The organism is Sphingosinicella soli (genome assembly GCF_014199685.1).
Lineage (GTDB): Bacteria > Pseudomonadota > Alphaproteobacteria > Sphingomonadales > Sphingomonadaceae > Sphingosinicella > Sphingosinicella soli.
In genome coordinates this window covers 18978-38098 of the sequence record NZ_JACHNZ010000001.1, presented here as the reverse complement: position 1 = coordinate 38098, position 19121 = coordinate 18978, and the positions used below count along the sequence as shown (strand labels likewise).

Sequence of the window (19121 nt, the reverse complement as noted above, 5' to 3'; positions counted from 1 at the left end):
CTCGTTTCAGGGTCCATACGGCGGCGGGGCGGCTGCGGTGCATGGATGCTGAAACGAGTTCAGCATGACGGGTTAAAGAGAAGGTCATTCCGCCGCCTCCAGCGCGGGCGCGCCGTGCAGCAGCGTCGCCGAGCAATCCTGCATCACCTCGGACGCGCGGGCGACCGCGTTCGTCAGGTAGAAATCGTGAATGAAGCGGCCGATCGGTGCGGCGTCGAAATCGCCGCCGGTTCCGAAGTCGATCTCGCCGGATGCGGGCGCGATCCCCTCCTCCGCCAGATGCGGCCATTCTGCGGCGATGCGCGCGCGGAGCGCGGCGAAGCTGTCGTAGGGCAGCTTGCTGCCGAGCACTTCGGAGAGTGCGCGCAGGATCGCCCAGTCTTCGCGGGCGTCACCGGGTGCGAACACGGCGCGGTAGCTGCGCTGCACGCGGCCTTCCATGTTCACATAGGTGCCGTCCTTCTCGGCGAAGCTCGCAGACGGAAGGATCACGTCCGCACCGCGCGCGCCGAGGTCGCCGTGGTGGCCGATGTAGACCTTGAAGACGCCTTCGAGGTTGGTGTCGATCTCGTCCGCGCCGTGGACGATGAGCGCCTTGAGACCGCTGCCGAGCACTTCGGCGATGCCGCCGTCGTGCGTGAAGCCGATGTCGAGACCGCCGACGCGCGAGGCCGCCGTGTGGAGGACGTTGAAGCCTTCCGCGCCGATCTTCGCGGCCCTGGCGATCTTGCCGAGCGCGGCGAGGATCGCGGGTGCGTCGCCGCGCGTGAGCGCTGCCGCGCCGACGATGATCGCGGGCCGCGTCGCGCTCTTCAGCGCGTCCGCCGCCGCCTTCGGCAGCTTGCCGAGCACCGCGCCGTCGCCGAGCTGCGTGACCGGGTAGGTGAGATCGACCTCAGGCCCGACGTTGAAGACCTTCGCGCCCTTCTTCACCACCGCCTTGCGCAGGCGCGTGTTGACGAGCGGCGCATCCCAGCGCGGGTTCGCGCCGACGAGCAGCACGACGTCCGCGTCTTCAATCCCCGCGATGCCGGTGTTGAAGCGGTATGCGCCCGCGCCGCCGCCGGGCAGCGCCATGCCGTCCGTGCGGCACTCGAAACGGTCCGAGCCGAGCGACTTCATCAAGTCTTTGAGCGCCACCATCGATTCGACGTCGAGCAGTTCGCCCGCCACCGCGCCGATCTGATTGCCGCTGAGATCCGAGAGCCCGGTTTTCACGGCGGCGAAAGCCTCCGCCCAGCTCGCCGCTTCCAGCTTGCCGGCGCGCCGCACATAGGGCTTGTCGAGCCGGCGCTTCGAAAGGCCGAGCGGGGCGTAGCGCGTCTTGTCCGACGCCCATTCCTCGTTCACGTCGTCGTTGACGCGCGGCAGCACGCGCAGCACGGCGGGGCCGCGCGCGTCGATGCGGATGTTGGTGCCGACTGCATCCATCACGCAGATGCCGCTCGTCTTCGTCAGCTCCCACGGCCGCGCCTCGAATGCATAAGGCTTCGAGGTGAGCGCGCCCACGGGGCAGAGATCGATGACGTTGCCCGAAAGCTCCGACTTCACCGCCGCTTCGAGGTACGAGGTGATCTGCATGTTCTCGCCGCGATAGAGCGCGCCGATCTCGTCGGTGCCCGCCACTTCCTCGGCAAAGCGCACGCAGCGCGTGCAGTGGATGCAGCGCGTCATCGCCGTCTTGATGATCGGGCCCATGTATTTCTCGGTGACGGCGCGCTTGTTCTCCGTGTAGCGCGTGCGGCCGCGGCCGTAGGCGACCGACTGGTCCTGCAGGTCGCACTCGCCGCCCTGATCGCAGATCGGGCAATCGAGCGGGTGGTTGATGAGCAGGAACTCCATCACGCCCTCGCGCGCCTTCTTGACGAGCGGGCTGTCGGTGCGGACCTCCTGCCCCTCGGCGGCGGGCAGCGCGCACGAGGCCTGCGGCTTCGGCGGCCCGGGCTTCACCTCGACAAGGCACATGCGGCAGTTGCCCGCGATCGAAAGCCGCTCATGATAGCAGAAGCGCGGCACTTCCTTGCCGGCCAGCTCGCACGCCTGAAGCACGGTCGCCCCTGCGGGAACCTCCACCTCAATGCCGTCGACGGTAAGTTTGGGCATCGGGCGTTCCTACTCTGCCGCCACGGCAAGGGCAGCACCCTTGCGTTCGTTGATGCGGCGCTCAAGTTCCGGGCGGAAATGGCGGATGAGGCCCTGGATCGGCCAGGCCGCCGCATCGCCGAGCGCGCAGATGGTGTGCCCCTCGACCTCGGTGGTGACGTCGAGCAGCGTGTCGATTTCCGAAAGGTCCGCGTCGCCGGTACGCAGGCGCTCCATGACGCGCCACATCCAGCCGGTGCCCTCGCGGCAGGGCGTACACTGGCCGCAGCTTTCGTGCTTGTAGAAATACGAAATGCGGCTGATCGCGCGGACGATGTCGGTGGACTTGTCCATCACGATCACCGCCGCCGTGCCGAGGCCGGACTTGAGTTCGCGAAGCCCGTCGAAATCCATCGGCGCGTCCATGATCTGCGCCGCCGGCACCAGCGGAACGGACGAGCCGCCGGGGATGACCGCGAGCAGATTGTCCCAGCCGCCGCGAATGCCGCCACCGTGCTTCTCGATCAGTTCGCGGAAGCTGATGCCCATCGATTCCTCGACGACGCAGGGCGTGTTCACGTGGCCCGAGAGCTGGAAGAGCTTGGTGCCGACATTGTTCGGACGGCCGAAACCGGCGAACCATTCGGCGCCGCGCCGCAGGATCGTGGGGACCACGGCGATGCTCTCGACATTGTTCACCGTCGTCGGGCAACCGTAGAGACCCGCGCCCGCCGGGAACGGCGGTTTCAGGCGCGGCTGGCCCTTCTTGCCTTCAAGGCTTTCGAGGAGCGCGGTTTCCTCGCCGCAGATGTAGGCGCCCGCGCCGCGATGCACGAACACATCGAAATCATAGCCCGAACCGCAGGCGTTCTTGCCGATGAAGCCCTTGTCGTAGGCCTGCTCCACGGCTGCGAACAGCGTTTCGGCCTCGCGGATGAACTCGCCGCGAATGTAGATGTACGCGGCCTTCGCGCGCATCGCGAACCCGGCGATCAGCGCGCCTTCGATCAGCTTGTGCGGATCGTGGCGGATGATCTCGCGGTCCTTGCACGATCCGGGCTCGGATTCGTCGGCGTTGATGACGAGGTAGGACGGGCGATCCTCGCGCGGTTCCTTGGGCATGAACGACCATTTGAGCCCGGTGGGGAAGCCCGCGCCGCCGCGCCCGCGAAGGCCCGACGCCTTCACCTGCTCGATGATCCAGTCCTGCCCCTTGGCGATGATGTCCTTGGTGCCGTCCCAGTCGCCGCGCTTCAGCGCGCCTTTGACGCCCCAATCCTGCCAACCGTAGACGTTGGTGAAGATGCGGTCCTTGTCCTCAAGCAGTGCAATGGTCACGCCATATACTCCTTGAGCGACGTCTGCTCGCCGACGGGGGCGCTGTTCTGGCGGTCGATCTGCGGGCCGGTTTTCGGCGCCTTGCCTGCGGCAAGCTCTTCCAGAATGCGCGTCATGCTCGCGTAGTCGAGGTCTTCGTAATTGTCGTCGTTGATCTGCACCATCGGCGCGTTCGCGCAGGTGCCCATGCATTCGACCTCGGTGAGCGTGAAGAGCCCGTCCGCCGTCGTGTGGCCCTTGGCGAGGCCCTTGTCCTTGCACGCCTTCATCACGTCGTCGGAGCCGCGCAGCATGCAGGGCGTGGTGCCGCAGACCTGCACGTGATGACGGCCGACGGGCGCGAGATTATACATCGTGTAGAAGGTCGCCACCTCGAGCACGCGGATGTAGGGCATGCCGAGTAGCCCTGCGATGAACTCGATCACCGGGATCGGCAGCCAGCCCTGCGTCTTCGTCTGCGCGCCGACCTGGCGCTGCGCGAGATCGAGGAGCGGCATCACGGCGGACTGTTTGCGCACCTCCGGGTAGCGCGCGAGGATGACCTTCACGCGCTTCGCGTTCTCGGGCGTCCAATCGAAACCATCGAACGCGTGATGCTGTTCGGGCGTTGCGGAAGCAGCGTGACTCACCGGTCGACCTCACCGAAAACGATATCGAGACTGCCGAGCACGGCGGGCGCGTCGGCGAGCATGTGGCCCTTGCAGAGGAAATCCATCGCCTGCAGGTGCGAGAAGCCCGTGGGGCGGATCTTGCAGCGGTACGGCTTGTTGGTGCCGTCCGCCACCAGATAGATGCCGAACTCGCCCTTGGGGCTTTCGGTGGCGACGTAGACCTCGCCCGCCGGAACGTGGAAGCCTTCGGTGTAGAGCTTGAAGTGGTGGATGAGCGCCTCCATCGAGCGCTTCATCTCGCCGCGCTTGGGCGGCACCACCTTGCGGTCGAGGCTGGCGACCGGGCCTTCGGGCATCTCGCGCAGGCACTGCTTCACGATGCGCAGCGACTGCTTCATTTCCTCGATGCGGACCATGAAGCGGTCGTAGCAGTCCCCGGTCTTGCCGACCGGCACGTCGAACTCCATGCGGTCGTAAACCTCGTAGGGCTGCGACTTGCGCAGATCCCACGGCAGGCCGGAGCCGCGAATGCAGGGGCCCGAGAAGCCCCACGCCACCGCGTCCTGCTCGCTGATGATGCCGATATCGACATTGCGCTGCTTGAAGATGCGGTTGTCGCAGATGAGCGTTTCGAAGTCCGCCATCACCTTCAGGTAATTGTCCGCCCAGTCGGCGATGTCGGCGATCAGCTTCGGCGGCAGATCCTGATGCACGCCGCCGGGGCGGAAATACGCCGCGTGGAAGCGCGCGCCGGAGGCCCGCTCGTAAAAGCCGAGGATCGCCTCGCGCTCTTCGAACATCCACAGGATCGGCGTCAGCGCGCCGACGTCCATCGCGTGCGCCGTGGTGTTCAGGATGTGGTTGCCGATGCGCGTCAGCTCCGCGAACAGCACGCGGATATACTGGGCGCGCAGCGGCACCTCGATATCCAGCAGCTTTTCGATGGCGAGCACGTAGCTGTGCTCCATGGACATCGGCGACACGTAGTCGAGCCGATCCATGTAGGGCAGCGCCTGGAGATAGGTCTTGTATTCGATCAGCTTCTCGGTGCCGCGGTGCAGCAGGCCGATGTGCGGATCGCAGCGCTCGATGATCTCGCCGTCCAGCTCCATGACGAGGCGCAGCACGCCGTGCGCCGCCGGGTGCTGCGGGCCGAAGTTGATCGTGTAGTTCTGGATTTCGACGTCGCCGGTCGTTGTGGGCGTCGTGGTTGCGACTTTGGCCATCAGCTCGCCTTCACTTCCGCCTTCTCGTCGCCCGGAAGCACGTATTCGGCGCCTTCCCACGGGCTCATGAAGTCGAAGCTGCGAAAATCCTGCGCGAGTTTCACGGGTTCGTAGACGACACGCTTGTGCTCTTCGGAGTAGCGCAGCTCGACATAGCCGGTGAGCGGGAAGTCCTTGCGGAACGGGTGCCCGGTGAAGCCATAGTCGGTGAGGATGCGGCGATGGTCCGGGTTGCCGTCGAAACGGACGCCGTACATGTCCCACACTTCGCGTTCCAGCCAGCCCGCGACCGGCCAGAGATCGACGACGGAGGGCACGGGCTGCTTTTCGTCGGTGAGCGTCTTCACCCGAATCCGGCGGTTCAGCGTCAGCGAGAGCAGGCAGTAGTTGACCTCGAAACGCTCGGGGCGCTCCGGGTAATCGACGCCCGCGATCTCCATCAGCTGCTGGTATTCGAGGCCGGGCGTGTCGCGCAGCGTCTCCAGCGCCTTGTAAAGGTCGCGGCGATGCACGGTCAGCGTCACTTCGAACGCATGTTCGGCGGCCGCTACAATGACGTCGCCGAGCGCGGCGCGCGCGGCTTCGATGACGCCGCTATCGGACGACATGCGGGGCGCGGGGCTTTTCATCGTTCGAACGTCCCCACGCGGCGGATCTTCCGCTGCAGCTGGAGAATGCCGTAGAGCAGCGCCTCGGCGGTCGGGGGGCAGCCCGGCACGTAGATGTCGACGGGCACGATGCGGTCGCAGCCGCGCACCACCGAATAGCTGTAGTGATAATAGCCGCCGCCGTTGGCGCAGCTTCCCATCGAGATGACGTAGCGCGGCTCCGACATCTGGTCGTAAACGCGGCGCAGCGCCGGGGCCATCTTGTTGCAGAGCGTGCCCGCCACGATCATCACGTCCGACTGGCGCGGGGAAGCGCGCGGCGCGGCGCCGAAACGCTCCAGATCGTAGCGCGGCATGTTGGTGTGCATCATCTCGACCGCGCAGCAGGCGAGCCCGAAGGTCATCCACCACAGCGAGCCGGTGCGCGCCCAGTGGAAAAGCTCCTCGGTCGAGGTGACGAGGAAGCCCTTGCTCGACATCTCGTTGTTGATGTCGTCCACGAAGCCCTGATCCGGCATGATGATACCGGAGCCGGCGGGCGCCATTTGGGTCTCTACTCCCATTCCAGCGCGCCCTTCTTCCATTCGTAGATGAAACCGATCGTCAGGATGCCGAGGAACACCATCATCGACGCCCAGCCGAACACGCCCGTGGCGCCGAGGCTGACCGCCCACGGGAACAGGAATGCGACTTCAAGATCGAAAATGATGAACAGGATCGACACCAGATAGAAGCGCACGTCGAACTGGCGGCGCGCATCCTCGAAGGCCGGGAAGCCGCACTCGTACTCGGCGAGCTTGTTCGGGTCGGGCTTGTTGGTTCCCGTGAGGTTCGAAACCAGCACCGGCAGGCCCACGAAAACGCCCGACAGAACCACCGCCACGCCCAGGAACAAGAGGATCGGCAGATACTCCGCCGCGACCGATTGCATACGCGATTCCCTGATATTTGCGGCGCTTTTAGGCGCGTGTCAGCGGGCTTGCAAGGCTGTAAGCCTGCCTTTTGCAATCACTTTGCTGCGCTGCGAAGGGCCCCGCCGATGAGTTTATGCAAACGCGTCTGAATAGCACTGTTCGACGCGATCACTTCGCGCCGCTCGATGACCTTGTCGCCGCCGCGATAGTCGCTGACGAAGCCCCCGGCTTCGCGCACCAGAAGCATGCCCGCAGCCACATCCCACGCGTTCAGCCCGGCCTCCCAGTACCCGTCGTAACGCCCCGCCGCGACCCACGCGAGGTCGAGCGCCGCAGAGCCGAAGCGCCGGATGCCTGCGACATTGGGCGCCACCGCCTGCAGGATGGAATCGAACTGATCGAAGTTTCCCACGCCCTGAAACGGAATGCCCGTGGCGATCAGGCAGTCGCCGAGGTCTTTTCGCGCCGAAACGCGCAGGCGCTGGTTTTGAATCCACGCGCCCCTGCCCGCTTCCGCCCAGAAGCTCTCGTCGGTCATCGGCTGATAGACGAGACCCGAAATGATCTGGCCGTCCTGCTCCGCCGCGATCGTGATCGCGAAGTGCGGGATGCCGTGCAGGAAGTTCGTGGTGCCGTCGAGCGGATCGACGATCCAGCGCGGGCGCGAGGGATCGCCCTCGATCTCGCCGCCCTCTTCCAGCACCAGCCCCCAATCGGGCCGCGCCTGCCGCAGAATCTCGACGATCGTGCGCTCGGCGGCATGATCGGCGTTGGACACGAAATCCGACGGCCCCTTGCGGGAGACCTGAAGCTGCGAAACCTCATTGAAATCGCGGCGCAGCCGGGGCGCAGCCTTGCGCGCGGCCTTTTCCATGATGGTGATGAGGGCGGAATGGGCGGGCATAGGGGTTCCGATCAGTCCGCGCGGCGGACGTAGGTCTGCTCGTAGACGTCGACGACGATGCGCGTGCCCGATGCGATGTGCGGCGGCACCATGATGCGCACGCCGTTGTCGAGCACGGCGGGCTTGTAGCTGGACGAGGCCGTCTGGCCCTTCACCACGGCGTCCGCCTCCACGATCATGGCTTCCACCTGATCGGGGAGCTGCACGGAAAGCGGCTTTTCTTCATGGAGTTCCATCACGACATCCATGCCGTCCTGCAGGAACGCGGCGGCGTCGCCGAGCAGATCCTGCGGCAGCGAGACCTGCTCGTAGGTCTCCTTGTCCATGAAGGTCAGCATGTCGCCTTCGGCGTAGAGGAACTGGAAGTCCTTGGTGTCGAGGCGGACGCGCTCCACCGTCTCCGACGAACGGAAGCGGACGTTGGTCTTGCGGCCGTCGACGAGGTTCTTCAGCTCCACCTGCATGTAGGCGCCGCCCTTGCCGGGCTGCGTATGCTGGATCTTCACGGCGCGCCACAGCCCGCCTTCATATTCGATGATGTTGCCGGGACGAATGTCCACGCCGCTGATCTTCATAGGTGCAATCCTGAGAAAGAGAGCCGAAACCGGAAAAGTGCGGGGCTTCTATCAGCCCGCGGGCATCTGCTCAAGAAGTCTGCTCGAGGATACCTTGAAAGGCTTTTACGCCTGCCGCCGGACCTTGCGGGTGCGCCCACACGGCTCCGCAGACGGCAAGGAAGTCCGCCCCCGCCGCAACGAGCGGCGCGGCATTTTCCGGCGTGATGCCGCCGATGGCGACGCAGGGGATTTCGCTGATCGTCGTCCACCACGACAGGATCGACGGATCGGGGCGATGCGTCGTCTCCTTGGTCGCCGTGGGGTAGAAGGCGCCGAACGCCACATAGTCGGCGCCCGCCTCGGTGCCTTCCATCGCGAAATGGCGGCTGTCGTGGCAGGTGACGCCGATCTGCGCGTCGTGGCCGAGCAGGCTGCGGGCCTCCGCGACGCTGCCGTCGGACTGGCCCAGATGCACGCCGTCTGCGCCCAGTTCCTTTGCAAGGTCGGCGCGGTCGTTGAGGATGAAGGCGACGTCATACGCGGCGAGGATGGGCTTCAGCGCCGCGCCCGCGCGCAGGATTTCCACGTCCTCCACGCCCTTCAGCCGAAGCTGGAAGGCCGCCACCGGCCCTGCACCGAGCGCCGCCTTCAACTGCTCCGGAAAGCCCGGATCATAACGATCCGGCGAGATCAGGTAGAGCTGGCACGGCGGCCGGGCCTCTCGCTTGAAACGCTCGGCGAACTGGGGGTCGAGCGCGATGTCGTCGTCCACCGGGCGTCTATTCCTTGCCCTTGTAGATATTCACCAGCTTCGCGAGCATCGCCATCGCTTCGTCGCGCGGGCGCTGGAAGGTGTTGCGGCCGATGATCGAGCCGTTGCCGCCGCCGTCGCGGATATCGCGCGCGTCCTGATAGACGGCGTCGGCACCCTTCGCCGCGCCGCCCGAGAAGACGACGATGCGGCGGCCGTTGAAGCACGACTTCACGACATGCGCCACGCGCTTCGCCTGCGTGGAGCGATCCAGCTTCTCGTACGCCTTCTGCGCGTCCTTCTGCTCGATGTGGTCGCTCGGCAGCTTCACCTTGATGATGTGCGCGCCCAGCAGCGCCGCCATGTGCGCGGCGTAAGCGCCGACATCGAGCCCGAGTTCGCCGTCCTTCGAGAGATTGCCGCCGCGCGGGTACGACCAGATCACCGTGGCGATGCCCACCGATTTCGCTTCGGCGGACATTTCGCGGATTTCCTCCATCATGTCGAACACCTCGTCGGCGCCCGGATAGATGGTGAAGCCAATCGCCGAGCAGCCGAGGCGCAGCGCGTCGTCGACCGTGCCGGTGACGGCCTGGTTGATCGAGGTCGCCCACGAGTTCGACGAGTTCACCTTGAGGATCGTCGGGATCTGGCCAGCGAACGTGTCGGCGCCCGCCTCGATCATGCCGAGCGGCGCGGCGTAGGCGGAAAGCCCCGCGTCGATGGCAATCTGGAAGTGGTAGTGCGGATCATACGCCGGTTCGTTGACCGCGAAGCTGCGCGCCGGGCCGTGCTCGAAGCCCTGATCGACCGGGAGGATGATGAGCTTGCCGGTGCCGCCGAGCTGGCCCTGCATCAGGATACGGGCGAGGTTCGCCTTCGTGCCGGGGTTGTCGCTTTCATAGTTCGAAAGGATGGCCTTCACGGGTTTCGTGATCTTCATGCGTCGTCCTCGTCGCTTGAGTATTCCGGGCTGGATTATTCCGGTTTCCGCGCGTGATACAGAAGAGGGCCGCGCATCGCAACGACCTCGCGCACGGATTCAGGATGACAGGCTAGTTGAGCGCGGCGAGCGTGAAGCCGCCCTCGCGGCGGCCGAGCACCATGGTCCAGAAGCGGCCCTTGCTGGACGAGCAGGCGTAGCCGATGCCCACGTCGGTGACGTCGTCGAGCATCATGTTGTCGCGGTGGCCGGGGCTCTTGTCCCACGCCACCACCACCGCATGCGAGGTCGGCAGGTTCCACGCGACGTTCTCCGCACGCGGCACGCCGTCGAAACGGGCGCGGTCCGCGCGATCGACGAAATTGCTGCCGTCGGAGCCGCTGTGGGAGAGTTTTCCCCAGCCCGCGAGATCTTCGGAATGCGCCTGCGCGGCGCGGGTGAGCGCCATGTCGACCCGAACCGGAGCAAGACCCTGTGCGCCGCGCAGGTCGTTGAGCGCGGCCACGGCCTCTGCAGGATTGACGTCATCCGCCGCGCACCAGCTGTGCTTCGCGACCGCAACGGTCGAGAAGCCCGCAGCGACGGCAGGAGTGGCGATGAGGAACGCGGCTGCGGCAAGACGCATAAGCATGGCACCGACCTTCGCGCCAAAGACTTAAGGTCGGGTTTTAAGATGTGGTTAATTTCGGGCTTGCCGACGCCGAAAAACCGTTACGCGCGCAGCGCGTCCACACCCGGCAGCGGCTTGCCTTCCATCCATTCGAGGAACGCGCCGCCCGCCGTCGAGACGAAGCTGAAGCTGTCGGCGACGCCCGCGTGGTTGAGCGCCGCGACCGTATCGCCGCCGCCCGCCACCGAAACGAGGCTTCCGGCTTCGGTAAGCGCCGCCGCCGTGCGCGCGAGCGAGACCGTGGCCGCATCGAACGGCGCCATCTCGAACGCGCCGAGCGGCCCGTTCCACACCAATGTGCGGCACGTCTTGAGCGCATCCGACAGCGCCTCGACAGCGGCGGGGCCGACGTCGAGGATCATCTCGTCCGCCGCGACCTCGTGGACGTTCACGGTGCGCACCGGCGGATCGGCGCGGAATTCCTTCGCCACGACGACGTCGTAGGGCAGATGCACGGTGCAGCGCGCCGCCTCCGCCTTCGCGAGGATGGCGAGCGCCGTATCCTTGAGGTCGTGCTCGCACAGCGACTTGCCGACATCGACACCCTTCGCGGCAAGGAACGTGTTCGCCATACCGCCGCCGATGATGAGGTGATCGACCTTGCTGACGAGGTTGTTGAGCACGTCGAGCTTCGAGGACACCTTGGCGCCGCCGACGACCGCCGCAACCGGGCGTTCGGGTTCGCCGAGCGCGGCTTCCAGATGCTCCAGCTCCGCCTGCATCGAGCGCCCCGCATAGGCCGGAAGCACATGCGCCAGCCCCTCGGTGGAGGCGTGCGCGCGGTGCGCAGCGGAGAAGGCGTCGTTCACATAGATGTCGCCGAGCTTGGCGATCGCAGCGACCAGCGCCGGATCGTTCTTCTCCTCGCCCGCCTCGAAGCGGGTGTTTTCCAGCACCGCGATCTCGCCCGCCGCCATCAGGCCGACCGCCTGCTCGGCAGCCGGGCCCTTGCACTCGGTGACGAAGCCGACCGTGCGGCCCAGAACCTTGGCAAGCGCCGAGGAGATCGGCGACAGGCTGAGCATCGGGTTTTCGCCCTTGGGACGCCCGAAGTGCGACAGCACCAGCACGATCGCGCCCTTGTCGGCAAGCTCCGCGATGGTCGGCTGCGCGGCGCGCAGGCGCGTGTCGTCGCTGACCTTGCCTTCGTGCATCGGCACGTTGAGATCGGCGCGAACGAGGACGCGCTTGCCGCTCACGTCCCCGATATCGTCGAGCGTCCGGAACTTGGCCATGGCTAGAGGAACGCCGCCATTGCCTTGGCGGTGTCGACCATGCGGTTCGAGAAGCCCCACTCGTTGTCGTACCAGGAAAGCACGCGGACGAGCTTGCCTTCGAGAACGGCGGTTTCGAGGCTGTCGATCGTCGAGGACGCCGCCGTGTGCTGATAGTCGATCGAGACCAGCGGCTCGTCCGAATAGCAGAGGATGCCCTTCAGCGGGCCGGATTCAGACGCCGCCTTCAGGATCGCGTTCACTTCGTCCTTCGTCGTGTCGCGCCCCGGCGTGAAGGTCAGGTCGACGAGGCTGACGTCGGGCGTCGGCACGCGGATCGCCGAACCGTCGAGCTTGCCTTTCAGTTCGGGCAGCACTTCGCCCACGGCGCGGGCGGCGCCCGTGGTGGTCGGGATCATCGACATGGCGGCGGCGCGGGCGCGGCGCGGGTCTTCGTGGATCTGGTCGAGGATCTTCTGGTCGTTGGTGTAGGCGTGAACCGTCGTCATCAGGCCGCGCTCGATGCCGATCGAATCGTTCAGCACCTTGGCGACCGGCGCGAGGCAGTTCGTCGTGCAGCTGGCGTTCGAAACGATCGTGTGTTCGGCCGAGAGCTTGTCGTTGTTCACGCCGAAAACGACCGTGAGATCGACGTTCTTGCCCGGCGCTGAGATCAGCACCTTCCTGGCGCCCGCCGCGATATGCTTTTCGGCCGACGCGCGGTCCGTGAAGAAGCCGGTGCATTCAAGCGCGATGTCGACGCCGTTTGCCGCGTGCGGCAGGTTCGCGGGGTCGCGCTCGGCCGAAACCTTGATGCGCTTGCCGTCGATGATGAGATCGTTGCCGTCCACCTTGACCGTGCCCTGCCACGTGCCGTGCACGGAATCGCGCTTGAACAGCAGCGCGTTCGCCTTCGCGTCGGACAGGTCGTTGATCGAGACCAGTTCGAGCCCGCTTTCCGGGCGCTCCAGAATGGCCCGCGCCACGAGGCGTCCGATGCGGCCGAATCCGTTGATCGAAACCTTCGCCATGTTTTTCGTACTCCCGTTCCTGATTTAAGCGAGCTTCGCCCGAACCGCCTTTGCAATGGCGTCGGGGGTCAATCCGAATTTTTCGAACAAGGCTTCGGCGGGCGCAGAGGCGCCGAAGCGGTCGATGCCGAGCCTGAGGCCCTTGCGGCCCGTGTAGCGTTCCCAGCCCACGGTCGTCCCGGCCTCGACCGACACGATGAGCGCGTCTTCCGGCAGGATATCGGCCTGATAGGTGTCGCTTTGCAGGTCGAACAGTTCCCAGCAGGGCATCGAAACGACGTCGCAGCCGATGCCTGCGGCTTCGAGTTGGTCGGCGGCGGCGAGCGCGGCCTGCACTTCTGAGCCGGTGGCGAGAAACACGACCTTCCGCGCGGCGGACGCGGCGCGCAGGCGGTATGCGCCCTTGGCCGAGAGGTTCTCGCTCGCCTGCGTGCGGACCTGCGGCAGGTTCTGGCGGGAGAGCGCAAGCACGGCGGGGCCGGTGGTGTTTTCAAGCGCGAGCGCCCAGCATTCCGCCGTTTCCACGACGTCGGCCGGACGCATGACGAGCACGTTGGGCATCACGCGCAGGCTCATCACATGCTCGATCGGCTGGTGCGTCGGGCCGTCTTCGCCGAGGCCGATGGAATCGTGCGTCATCACATAGACGACCTGCGCGCGCTGGAGCGCGCTGAGGCGGATCGCCGGGCGGCAATAATCGGTGAAGACCAGAAAGGTGCCGCCGTAGGGCATGATGCCGCCGTGCAGCGCCATGCCGTTCATCGCGGCGGACATGCCGAACTCGCGGATGCCGTAATAGATGTAGCGCCCGCCGTAGTTCGCGGCGTCGAGCGTGCCGAGGCCCTTGGTCAGCGTGTTGTTGGAGCCGGTGAGATCGGCCGAGCCGCCGATGGTGTTCGGCGCCGCCGCATTGATCGCGCCGAGCGCAAGCTCGCTCGCCTTGCGCGTGGCGACCGTCTGCGGCGCGGCGATCAGGCCGTCGATGTGCGCCTTCAGCGCCGGCCCTGCGGCTTTGAGCGCGGACCCGTCAAGCCATTGCAGGAACTCCGCGTAACCTTCTGTTTTGGAAGCGCCTTCTTTCCACTTCGCACTCGCATCGACGCCGCGCGCACCGGCGTCACGCCATGCGCTCAGGATGTCGGCGGGAATTTCGAAGGGCGCGTGATTCCAGCCGAGCGTTTCGCGCGCTGCTGCGATCTCTGGCGCGCCGAGCGGCGAACCGTGCGTCGCCGCCGTGCCCTGCTTGTTCGGGGCGCCGTAGCCGATGATCGTGCGGCAGGCGATCAGCGACGGGCGGGGATCGGCCTTCGCGGCCCGCAGCGCCGCATCGATGCTCGCCGCGTCGTGGCCGTCGCAGGAAACGACGTGCCAGCCCGAAGCCTCATAGCGCGCGGCGACGTCTTCCGACGTCGACATCGAGGTCGCGCCGTCGATGGTGATGCGGTTGTCGTCCCAGATCACGTTCAGGCGGCCGAGCTTCAAATGCCCGGCAAGGCCGATCGCCTCGTGGTTGATGCCTTCCATCAGGCAGCCGTCGCCCGCGATCACCCAGGTATGGTGATCCTGCACCGCATCGCCGAAGCGCGCGTTGAGGTGGCGTTCGGCGATCGCCATGCCGACGGCGGTGGCGAGACCCTGCCCGAGCGGGCCGGTCGTGGTTTCAACGCCGGGAAGCTCGAAGTTCTCGGGATGCCCCGCGCACGGGCTGCCGAGCTGGCGGAAGTTGCGAATTTGGTCGAGCGTCGGCTTCTCATAGCCGGTGAGCCAGAGCAGCGCGTAGATCAGCATCGAGCCGTGACCGGCGGAGAGAACGAAGCGGTCGCGATCGGGCCACTGCGGCCACTGCGGATCGTACTTCAGATGCTGCGTGAAGAGGACGGTGCCGGCATCCGCCATGCCCATCGGCATTCCGGGATGGCCCGAATTCGCGGCCTGAACGGCATCCATCGCCAGCGCGCGGACGGCGTTGGCGAGATCGGCGTGGGTAACGGTCATCTTCGGCTTGGTTCCCAATATTATGGCCGGGCGGCGAATCGGCGCGAACAATGGAGAGGGGCTTATGCCCCGTCAACGTCATGTCAAGGCATGGCGGCCATGCGCGCGCAAAACCGGCGGGAATCCTTTGAAATCGAAATGAATCGGTGAACCGACCCGCGCCTGTCTTGACCCTAATTCGGATTCGTTCTTATGTTCCCCGCCCAAACTGCTGATTTCAGGACTTTTCGGCATGGATCAGATGACCGGTTTCGCGTCGGCGCTGACACGCCTCGAAAGCGCGCTCGACAAACTCGAGCGGGCCGCGACGACTATCGACGACGGCGCGGGCGCCGAGATGGACGCGCTGCGCGAGAAGCACCGCCGCCTGCGTCAGTCGACCGAACGCGCCGTCGCCGATCTCGACGTGCTGATCGCGTCGCGGGGCTGATCGCATGGGCCAGATCAATGTCTCCATCGGCGGACGCTCCTATCCCCTCGCCTGCCGCGACGGCGAGGAAGACCGGCTGAACCGCCTCGCCGCGCACGTCGATGCCAAGGCGGCGGACCTGCAGGGCGCGCTCGGCCAGATGAGCGAGCCGCGTCTCCTGCTGATGTCGGCCATCCTGATCGCCGACGAACTGTTCGAAACGCGGGAGCGCGATCCGTCGCTCGGCGACACGATCGCCACGAATGCGCTGGAAAAGGCGGCGGCGCGCGTGGAAGCCGTTGTCGCAGCCCTTGAGAAGCGACGCGCGAGCGCCTAGATTACCACACGGCGGATACTGCCTGGTGCGCGCGATGCGAACATCCCTGAGGCGATATCGACATCCAAGGGTGCTGTCCCTGTGCGGATCCTGGTCCGACCATATGGTGCCCACCTGACGTTACTGGCGTCAGAGGATATTCCGGCAAACGGCCGAGGCGGTTCCGCCACCCATTTTGACCTGTCGCGCGGATTCCCCTTTGTCCACTTCCCTCCCCACCGACAAGGACACCCTGCGCCGCGATGCGCGGGCGGCCCGGGCCGCGTTCGTTCGCGCCCTCGCCGCAGACGAACGCCGGGCACTGGAGACGGCGCTCGCCGCGCGCGCGCTGCCGTTCCTGCAGGGTGCGCGCACCGTCGGCAGCTATGCGCCGATGGGCCACGAAATCGATCCCGCCGCCTGTCACGACCTGCTGCCGGCGGGCGTGACCGTTCTGCTGCCGTGGTTTGCAAGCCGCGACGACGCCATGCTGTTCCGCGTCGCAGACGGCCCGCTGGAGCCCGGACCGTTCGGCACGTTGCAGCCGCTTGCCGATGCGGCGGAGGCGGTGCCCGGCGCGCTCCTCGTCCCGCTCGTGGCGGCCGACGCGCAGGGCAACCGCATCGGGCAGGGCAAGGGCCACTTCGATCGCACGCTGGCGGCGCTCAGAGCCGCGCACCGCACCGTCGCGATCGGCCTTGCTTGGGATGTGCAGATTCTCGCGTCGCTCCCTGCGGACGCCTGGGACGAACGCCTTGACGCCGTCGTGACCCCCACCCGGACGCTTGCCGCATGACCGATCCCAGGCCCAGCCTACGGAAGCCCTTCGGCGTGCTGCTGCTGATCGTTCTGCTCGCGATCTACACCGTGCTCGCCGTCGCGGTGGCGGAGCCCGTCACGCGCCTTCCCGTGCTCGTCCAGCTTCCCGTCTGGATCCTGCTCGGCATCGCCTGGGTCTTCCCGGCCCGCCCCCTTGTTCGCTGGATAGAGACCGGACGCTTCCGTAAATGACCGACATCGTTCCCCCCGACGCCTGCACCACCATGCCCGAGATCCGCGCCGCGATCGATGCGCTCGACCGGGAAATCGTCGCGCTGCTGGCGAAGCGGATGCGGTATATCGAGGCGGCGGCGCGCGTGAAAACGGCGCGCGGCGCGGTGCGCGACGAAGCGCGCAAGGCGGACGTGATCGCCAAGGCCTGCGCCGCCGCCGATGCGCACGGGCTGTCGCGCGAGCACGTCGCGGCGATCTATGAACTGCTGGTGGAGCGCTCCATCGCGCATGAGTTCAGGGTCTTCGACAGCGTCGAAGCCTGATCTCGTTTCCTGCGGGGAAAGCGCCATTTCTGCTTGCGAGAAATGGCGCGAGTGACGGGGCTCGAACCCGCGACCTCCGGCGTGACAGGCCGGCACTCTAACCAACTGAGCTACACCCGCGCATTGCTTCGTATTTCGAAAGCCGGGCGTACCTATTGGCGGGGCCCGGCGCTGTCAAGCGCGCATCTCCGTTATTTCAGCGCAGACCGCGATAAGCTGTGGAAAACGCATCCAACTCCGTCAGCGCGGCTTCACCGCGAACGCCTGAATCTCCACCTTCGCGCGGTCCTCGACGAGCGCTGCGACCTGCACCAGCGCCATCGCCGGGAAGTTCTTGCCCATCACGTCGCGGTAGGCGGCGCCGACGCCCTTCAGGTTGGCGAGATATTCGGCCTTGTCGGTCACGTACCACGTCATCGAGGCCACATGCTCCGGCCCCGCCCCGCCCGCCTTCAGCACCGCGACGACGTTCTCAAGCGTCTGCCGGGTCTGCGCCGCGAAATCGTCCGTCTCGAACTGCGCGTTCGCATTCCAGCCGATCTGGCCGCCCACGAAGATCAATGTGCCCTCGGCGGCGACGCCGTTCGCATAGCCGATTGGCTTCACCCAGCCTTCGGGCTGCAGGGTTTCAAACATTCGTGCTCTCCAGATGCTGTTCAAACGCCGCGCGCATGTCGTCCGGCCACGGACGCGCGCGGTGGGTATCGGTGTCGGTCGCGACGATGCGCTGCTCAGCGGACCAGAGCAATGTGCCGCCGCAGGTGATGCGGTGTATGAGGTCGAGCGAACTCTTGCCCACGCGCCGCACGCCGAGCGCGAAATCGAGCACGTCGCCGTGAACGCCCGGATGGCTGAACGTGATGTCGAGCCGCACCGTGGGCACCGAAATGCGGCGCTCGCCCATCATCACCGGCCAGGGGGCGCCGATCGAGTCGAAAAACTCCTCCATCACCCCCACGAGCAGGTGCAGATACGACGGGAAATAGGCGATCCCCGAAGGGTCGCAGTCCCCGAACCGCAAAGGGCGAACCGCCGTGAACGCCATGACGCCGCTCAGTTCGCGAACGCGGCGATGCCGGTGATCGCCCGCCCGATGATGAGCGCGTGGACATCGTGCGTGCCCTCGTAGGTGTTCACCACCTCCAGGTTCACGAGGTGCCGCGCCACGCCGAACTCGTCGGAAATGCCGTTGCCGCCGAGCATGTCGCGCGCCGTGCGGGCGATATCGAGCGCCTTGCCGCAGCTGTTGCGCTTCAGGATCGAGGTCAGCTCCACCGGCGGATGCCCGTCTTCCTTCATGCGCCCGAGCCGCAGGCAGCCCTGAAAGCCGAGGGCGATGTCCGTCACCATGTCGGCGAGCTTCTTCTGGATGAGCTGGTTCGCGGCGAGCGGCCGCCCGAACTGCTTGCGGTCCATCGTATATTGCCGCGCCGTTTTGTAGCAGGATTCCGCCGCGCCGAGCGCGCCCCACGCGATGCCGTAGCGCGCGGAGTTGAGGCAGGTGAACGGTCCTTTCAGCCCGCGCACCTCCGGGAACATCGCCTCTTCGGGCACGAACACCTCGTCCATAAGGATCTGCCCGGTGATCGAGGCGCGCAGGCCGACCTTGCCGTGGATCGCGGGGGCAGAGAGCCCCTCCATGCCCTTTTCCAGCACGAAGCCGCGAATGGCGCCGTCATCGGTCTTTGCCCACACCACGAAGACATGGGCGATCGGCGAATTGGTGATCCACGTCTTGGCACCTGAAAGACGGTAGCCGCCGGGCACGCTCTTCGCGCGCGTCGCCATCGATCCGGGGTCGGAGCCGTGGTCCGGCTCGGTGAGCCCGAAGCAGCCGATCCATTCGCCGCTCGCAAGTTTCGGCAGGTACTTCTGCTTCTGCGCTTCCGATCCGAACGTCTCGATCGGCACCATCACGAGCGAAGACTGCACGCTCATCATCGAGCGGTAGCCGCTGTCGATCGCCTCCACCTCGCGGGCGATCAGCCCGTAGGCGACATAGCCGAAGCCCGCGCCGCCGTATTCGGGCGAAATCGTCGCGCCGAGCAGGCCAAGCTCGCCCATCTCGCGGAAGATCGCAGCGTCGGTCTTCTCGTGCCGGAAGGCCTCGACGACGCGCGGCGCCAGCCGGTCCTCGGCATAGCGGCGCGCGGTCGTGGAAATCATCTGCTCGTCTTCGGTCAGCTGCTGCTCAAGCCCGAAGGGGTCGAAGGGATCGAAATTTGTCACGGTCGTG

23 protein-coding genes and 1 tRNA gene are annotated in these 19121 nt (G+C 66.2%); 5 read left to right on the top strand and 19 right to left on the bottom strand.

The annotated features are described in order from the left end of the window. Positions 1-84: 84 nt before the first annotated feature. The 15 genes from nuoG to tkt form a co-directional block, all read right to left on the bottom strand. Entirely contained in the window at positions 85-2103 is a 2019-nt protein-coding gene (gene nuoG / locus GGQ98_RS00215; protein ID WP_184063326.1) for an NADH-quinone oxidoreductase subunit NuoG, read from the bottom strand. Positions 2104-2112: 9 nt separating this feature from the next. Next, positions 2113-3420: an NADH-quinone oxidoreductase subunit NuoF gene (nuoF, locus tag GGQ98_RS00210; RefSeq protein WP_341534095.1), complete on the bottom strand. Its 1308-nt coding sequence runs from the start codon at positions 3418-3420 to the stop codon at positions 2113-2115. Further along, positions 3417-4049 (bottom strand): NADH-quinone oxidoreductase subunit NuoE, encoded by a 633-nt coding sequence (nuoE, locus tag GGQ98_RS00205; RefSeq protein ID WP_184063323.1) that lies wholly within the window; start codon positions 4047-4049, stop codon positions 3417-3419. Before nuoE ends, nuoF begins: the two co-directional genes overlap by 4 nt. Continuing rightward, positions 4046-5257, bottom strand: a complete 1212-nt coding sequence (locus tag GGQ98_RS00200; RefSeq protein WP_184063320.1) for an NADH-quinone oxidoreductase subunit D — start codon at positions 5255-5257, stop codon at positions 4046-4048. The genes nuoE and GGQ98_RS00200 overlap by 4 nt, the downstream gene beginning before the upstream one ends. Further along, a complete protein-coding gene (locus GGQ98_RS00195; RefSeq protein ID WP_184063316.1) occupies positions 5257-5886 on the bottom strand; it encodes an NADH-quinone oxidoreductase subunit C in 630 nt (209 codons plus the stop codon). Before GGQ98_RS00195 ends, GGQ98_RS00200 begins: the two co-directional genes overlap by 1 nt. Continuing rightward, the gene (locus tag GGQ98_RS00190; RefSeq protein WP_184063314.1) at positions 5883-6428 is read right to left on the bottom strand and encodes a NuoB/complex I 20 kDa subunit family protein; all 546 of its coding nucleotides are present in this window, start codon (positions 6426-6428) and stop codon (positions 5883-5885) included. The genes GGQ98_RS00195 and GGQ98_RS00190 overlap by 4 nt, the downstream gene beginning before the upstream one ends. After that, positions 6419-6796 (bottom strand): NADH-quinone oxidoreductase subunit A, encoded by a 378-nt coding sequence (locus GGQ98_RS00185; protein WP_121048569.1) that lies wholly within the window; start codon positions 6794-6796, stop codon positions 6419-6421. Before GGQ98_RS00185 ends, GGQ98_RS00190 begins: the two co-directional genes overlap by 10 nt. A 77-nt stretch (positions 6797-6873) precedes the next feature. Further along, positions 6874-7683, bottom strand: a complete 810-nt coding sequence (locus tag GGQ98_RS00180; protein WP_184063312.1) for an inositol monophosphatase family protein — start codon at positions 7681-7683, stop codon at positions 6874-6876. Positions 7684-7694: 11 nt separating this feature from the next. Next, positions 7695-8258, bottom strand: coding sequence for an elongation factor P (gene efp / locus GGQ98_RS00175; RefSeq protein ID WP_184063310.1), 564 nt, complete (start codon positions 8256-8258; stop codon positions 7695-7697). A 70-nt stretch (positions 8259-8328) separates the two neighbouring features. Beyond that, on the bottom strand, positions 8329-9012 hold the full coding sequence (gene thiE, locus GGQ98_RS00170) for a thiamine phosphate synthase (protein ID WP_184063308.1): 684 nt from the start codon (positions 9010-9012) through the stop codon (positions 8329-8331). A 7-nt stretch (positions 9013-9019) separates the two neighbouring features. Next, entirely contained in the window at positions 9020-9934 is a 915-nt protein-coding gene (locus GGQ98_RS00165; protein WP_184063306.1) for a class I fructose-bisphosphate aldolase, read from the bottom strand. 112 nt (positions 9935-10046) lie between these two features. Next, complete coding sequence (locus GGQ98_RS00160) at positions 10047-10565, bottom strand: CAP domain-containing protein (protein WP_184063304.1); 519 nt, start codon at positions 10563-10565, stop codon at positions 10047-10049. Positions 10566-10645: 80 nt separating this feature from the next. Further along, positions 10646-11839 carry a phosphoglycerate kinase gene (locus GGQ98_RS00155; protein WP_184063301.1) on the bottom strand — a complete coding sequence of 398 codons (1194 nt, stop codon included), beginning with the start codon at positions 11837-11839 and terminating at the stop codon, positions 10646-10648. Positions 11840-11841: 2 nt separating this feature from the next. Next, positions 11842-12849: a type I glyceraldehyde-3-phosphate dehydrogenase gene (gene gap / locus GGQ98_RS00150; protein ID WP_184063298.1), complete on the bottom strand. Its 1008-nt coding sequence runs from the start codon at positions 12847-12849 to the stop codon at positions 11842-11844. 24 nt (positions 12850-12873) lie between these two features. Next, a complete protein-coding gene (gene tkt, locus GGQ98_RS00145; protein WP_184063295.1) occupies positions 12874-14844 on the bottom strand; it encodes a transketolase in 1971 nt (656 codons plus the stop codon). A 232-nt stretch (positions 14845-15076) separates the two neighbouring features. Here tkt and GGQ98_RS00140 point away from each other — a divergent pair, with 232 nt between their 5' ends. The 5 genes from GGQ98_RS00140 (at position 15077) to GGQ98_RS00120 (ending at position 16885) form a co-directional block, all read left to right on the top strand. Next, a complete protein-coding gene (locus tag GGQ98_RS00140; RefSeq protein ID WP_184063292.1) occupies positions 15077-15274 on the top strand; it encodes a hypothetical protein in 198 nt (65 codons plus the stop codon). Positions 15275-15278: 4 nt separating this feature from the next. Then, positions 15279-15590 (top strand): cell division protein ZapA, encoded by a 312-nt coding sequence (locus GGQ98_RS00135; protein WP_184063289.1) that lies wholly within the window; start codon positions 15279-15281, stop codon positions 15588-15590. Between the two features lie 199 nt (positions 15591-15789). Further along, positions 15790-16365 (top strand): 5-formyltetrahydrofolate cyclo-ligase, encoded by a 576-nt coding sequence (locus tag GGQ98_RS00130; protein ID WP_184063286.1) that lies wholly within the window; start codon positions 15790-15792, stop codon positions 16363-16365. Continuing rightward, positions 16362-16580: a DUF2842 domain-containing protein gene (locus GGQ98_RS00125; RefSeq protein ID WP_184063282.1), complete on the top strand. Its 219-nt coding sequence runs from the start codon at positions 16362-16364 to the stop codon at positions 16578-16580. Before GGQ98_RS00130 ends, GGQ98_RS00125 begins: the two co-directional genes overlap by 4 nt. Continuing rightward, a complete protein-coding gene (locus GGQ98_RS00120) occupies positions 16577-16885 on the top strand; it encodes a chorismate mutase (RefSeq protein WP_184063280.1) in 309 nt (102 codons plus the stop codon). Before GGQ98_RS00125 ends, GGQ98_RS00120 begins: the two co-directional genes overlap by 4 nt. A gap of 43 nt (positions 16886-16928) precedes the next feature. On the opposite strand, the gene GGQ98_RS00115 is transcribed toward GGQ98_RS00120, so the two are convergent. From GGQ98_RS00115 to GGQ98_RS00100, 4 genes are all read right to left on the bottom strand, one after another. After that, positions 16929-17005: transfer RNA gene (locus GGQ98_RS00115), tRNA-Asp, on the bottom strand. A gap of 120 nt (positions 17006-17125) precedes the next feature. Then, positions 17126-17521 carry a RidA family protein gene (locus GGQ98_RS00110; protein WP_184063277.1) on the bottom strand — a complete coding sequence of 132 codons (396 nt, stop codon included), beginning with the start codon at positions 17519-17521 and terminating at the stop codon, positions 17126-17128. Next, a complete protein-coding gene (locus GGQ98_RS00105; RefSeq protein ID WP_184063275.1) occupies positions 17514-17930 on the bottom strand; it encodes an acyl-CoA thioesterase in 417 nt (138 codons plus the stop codon). Before GGQ98_RS00105 ends, GGQ98_RS00110 begins: the two co-directional genes overlap by 8 nt. Before the next feature lie 8 nt (positions 17931-17938). Continuing rightward, positions 17939-19114, bottom strand: coding sequence for an acyl-CoA dehydrogenase (locus tag GGQ98_RS00100; protein WP_341534094.1), 1176 nt, complete (start codon positions 19112-19114; stop codon positions 17939-17941). Positions 19115-19121 lie beyond the last annotated feature (7 nt).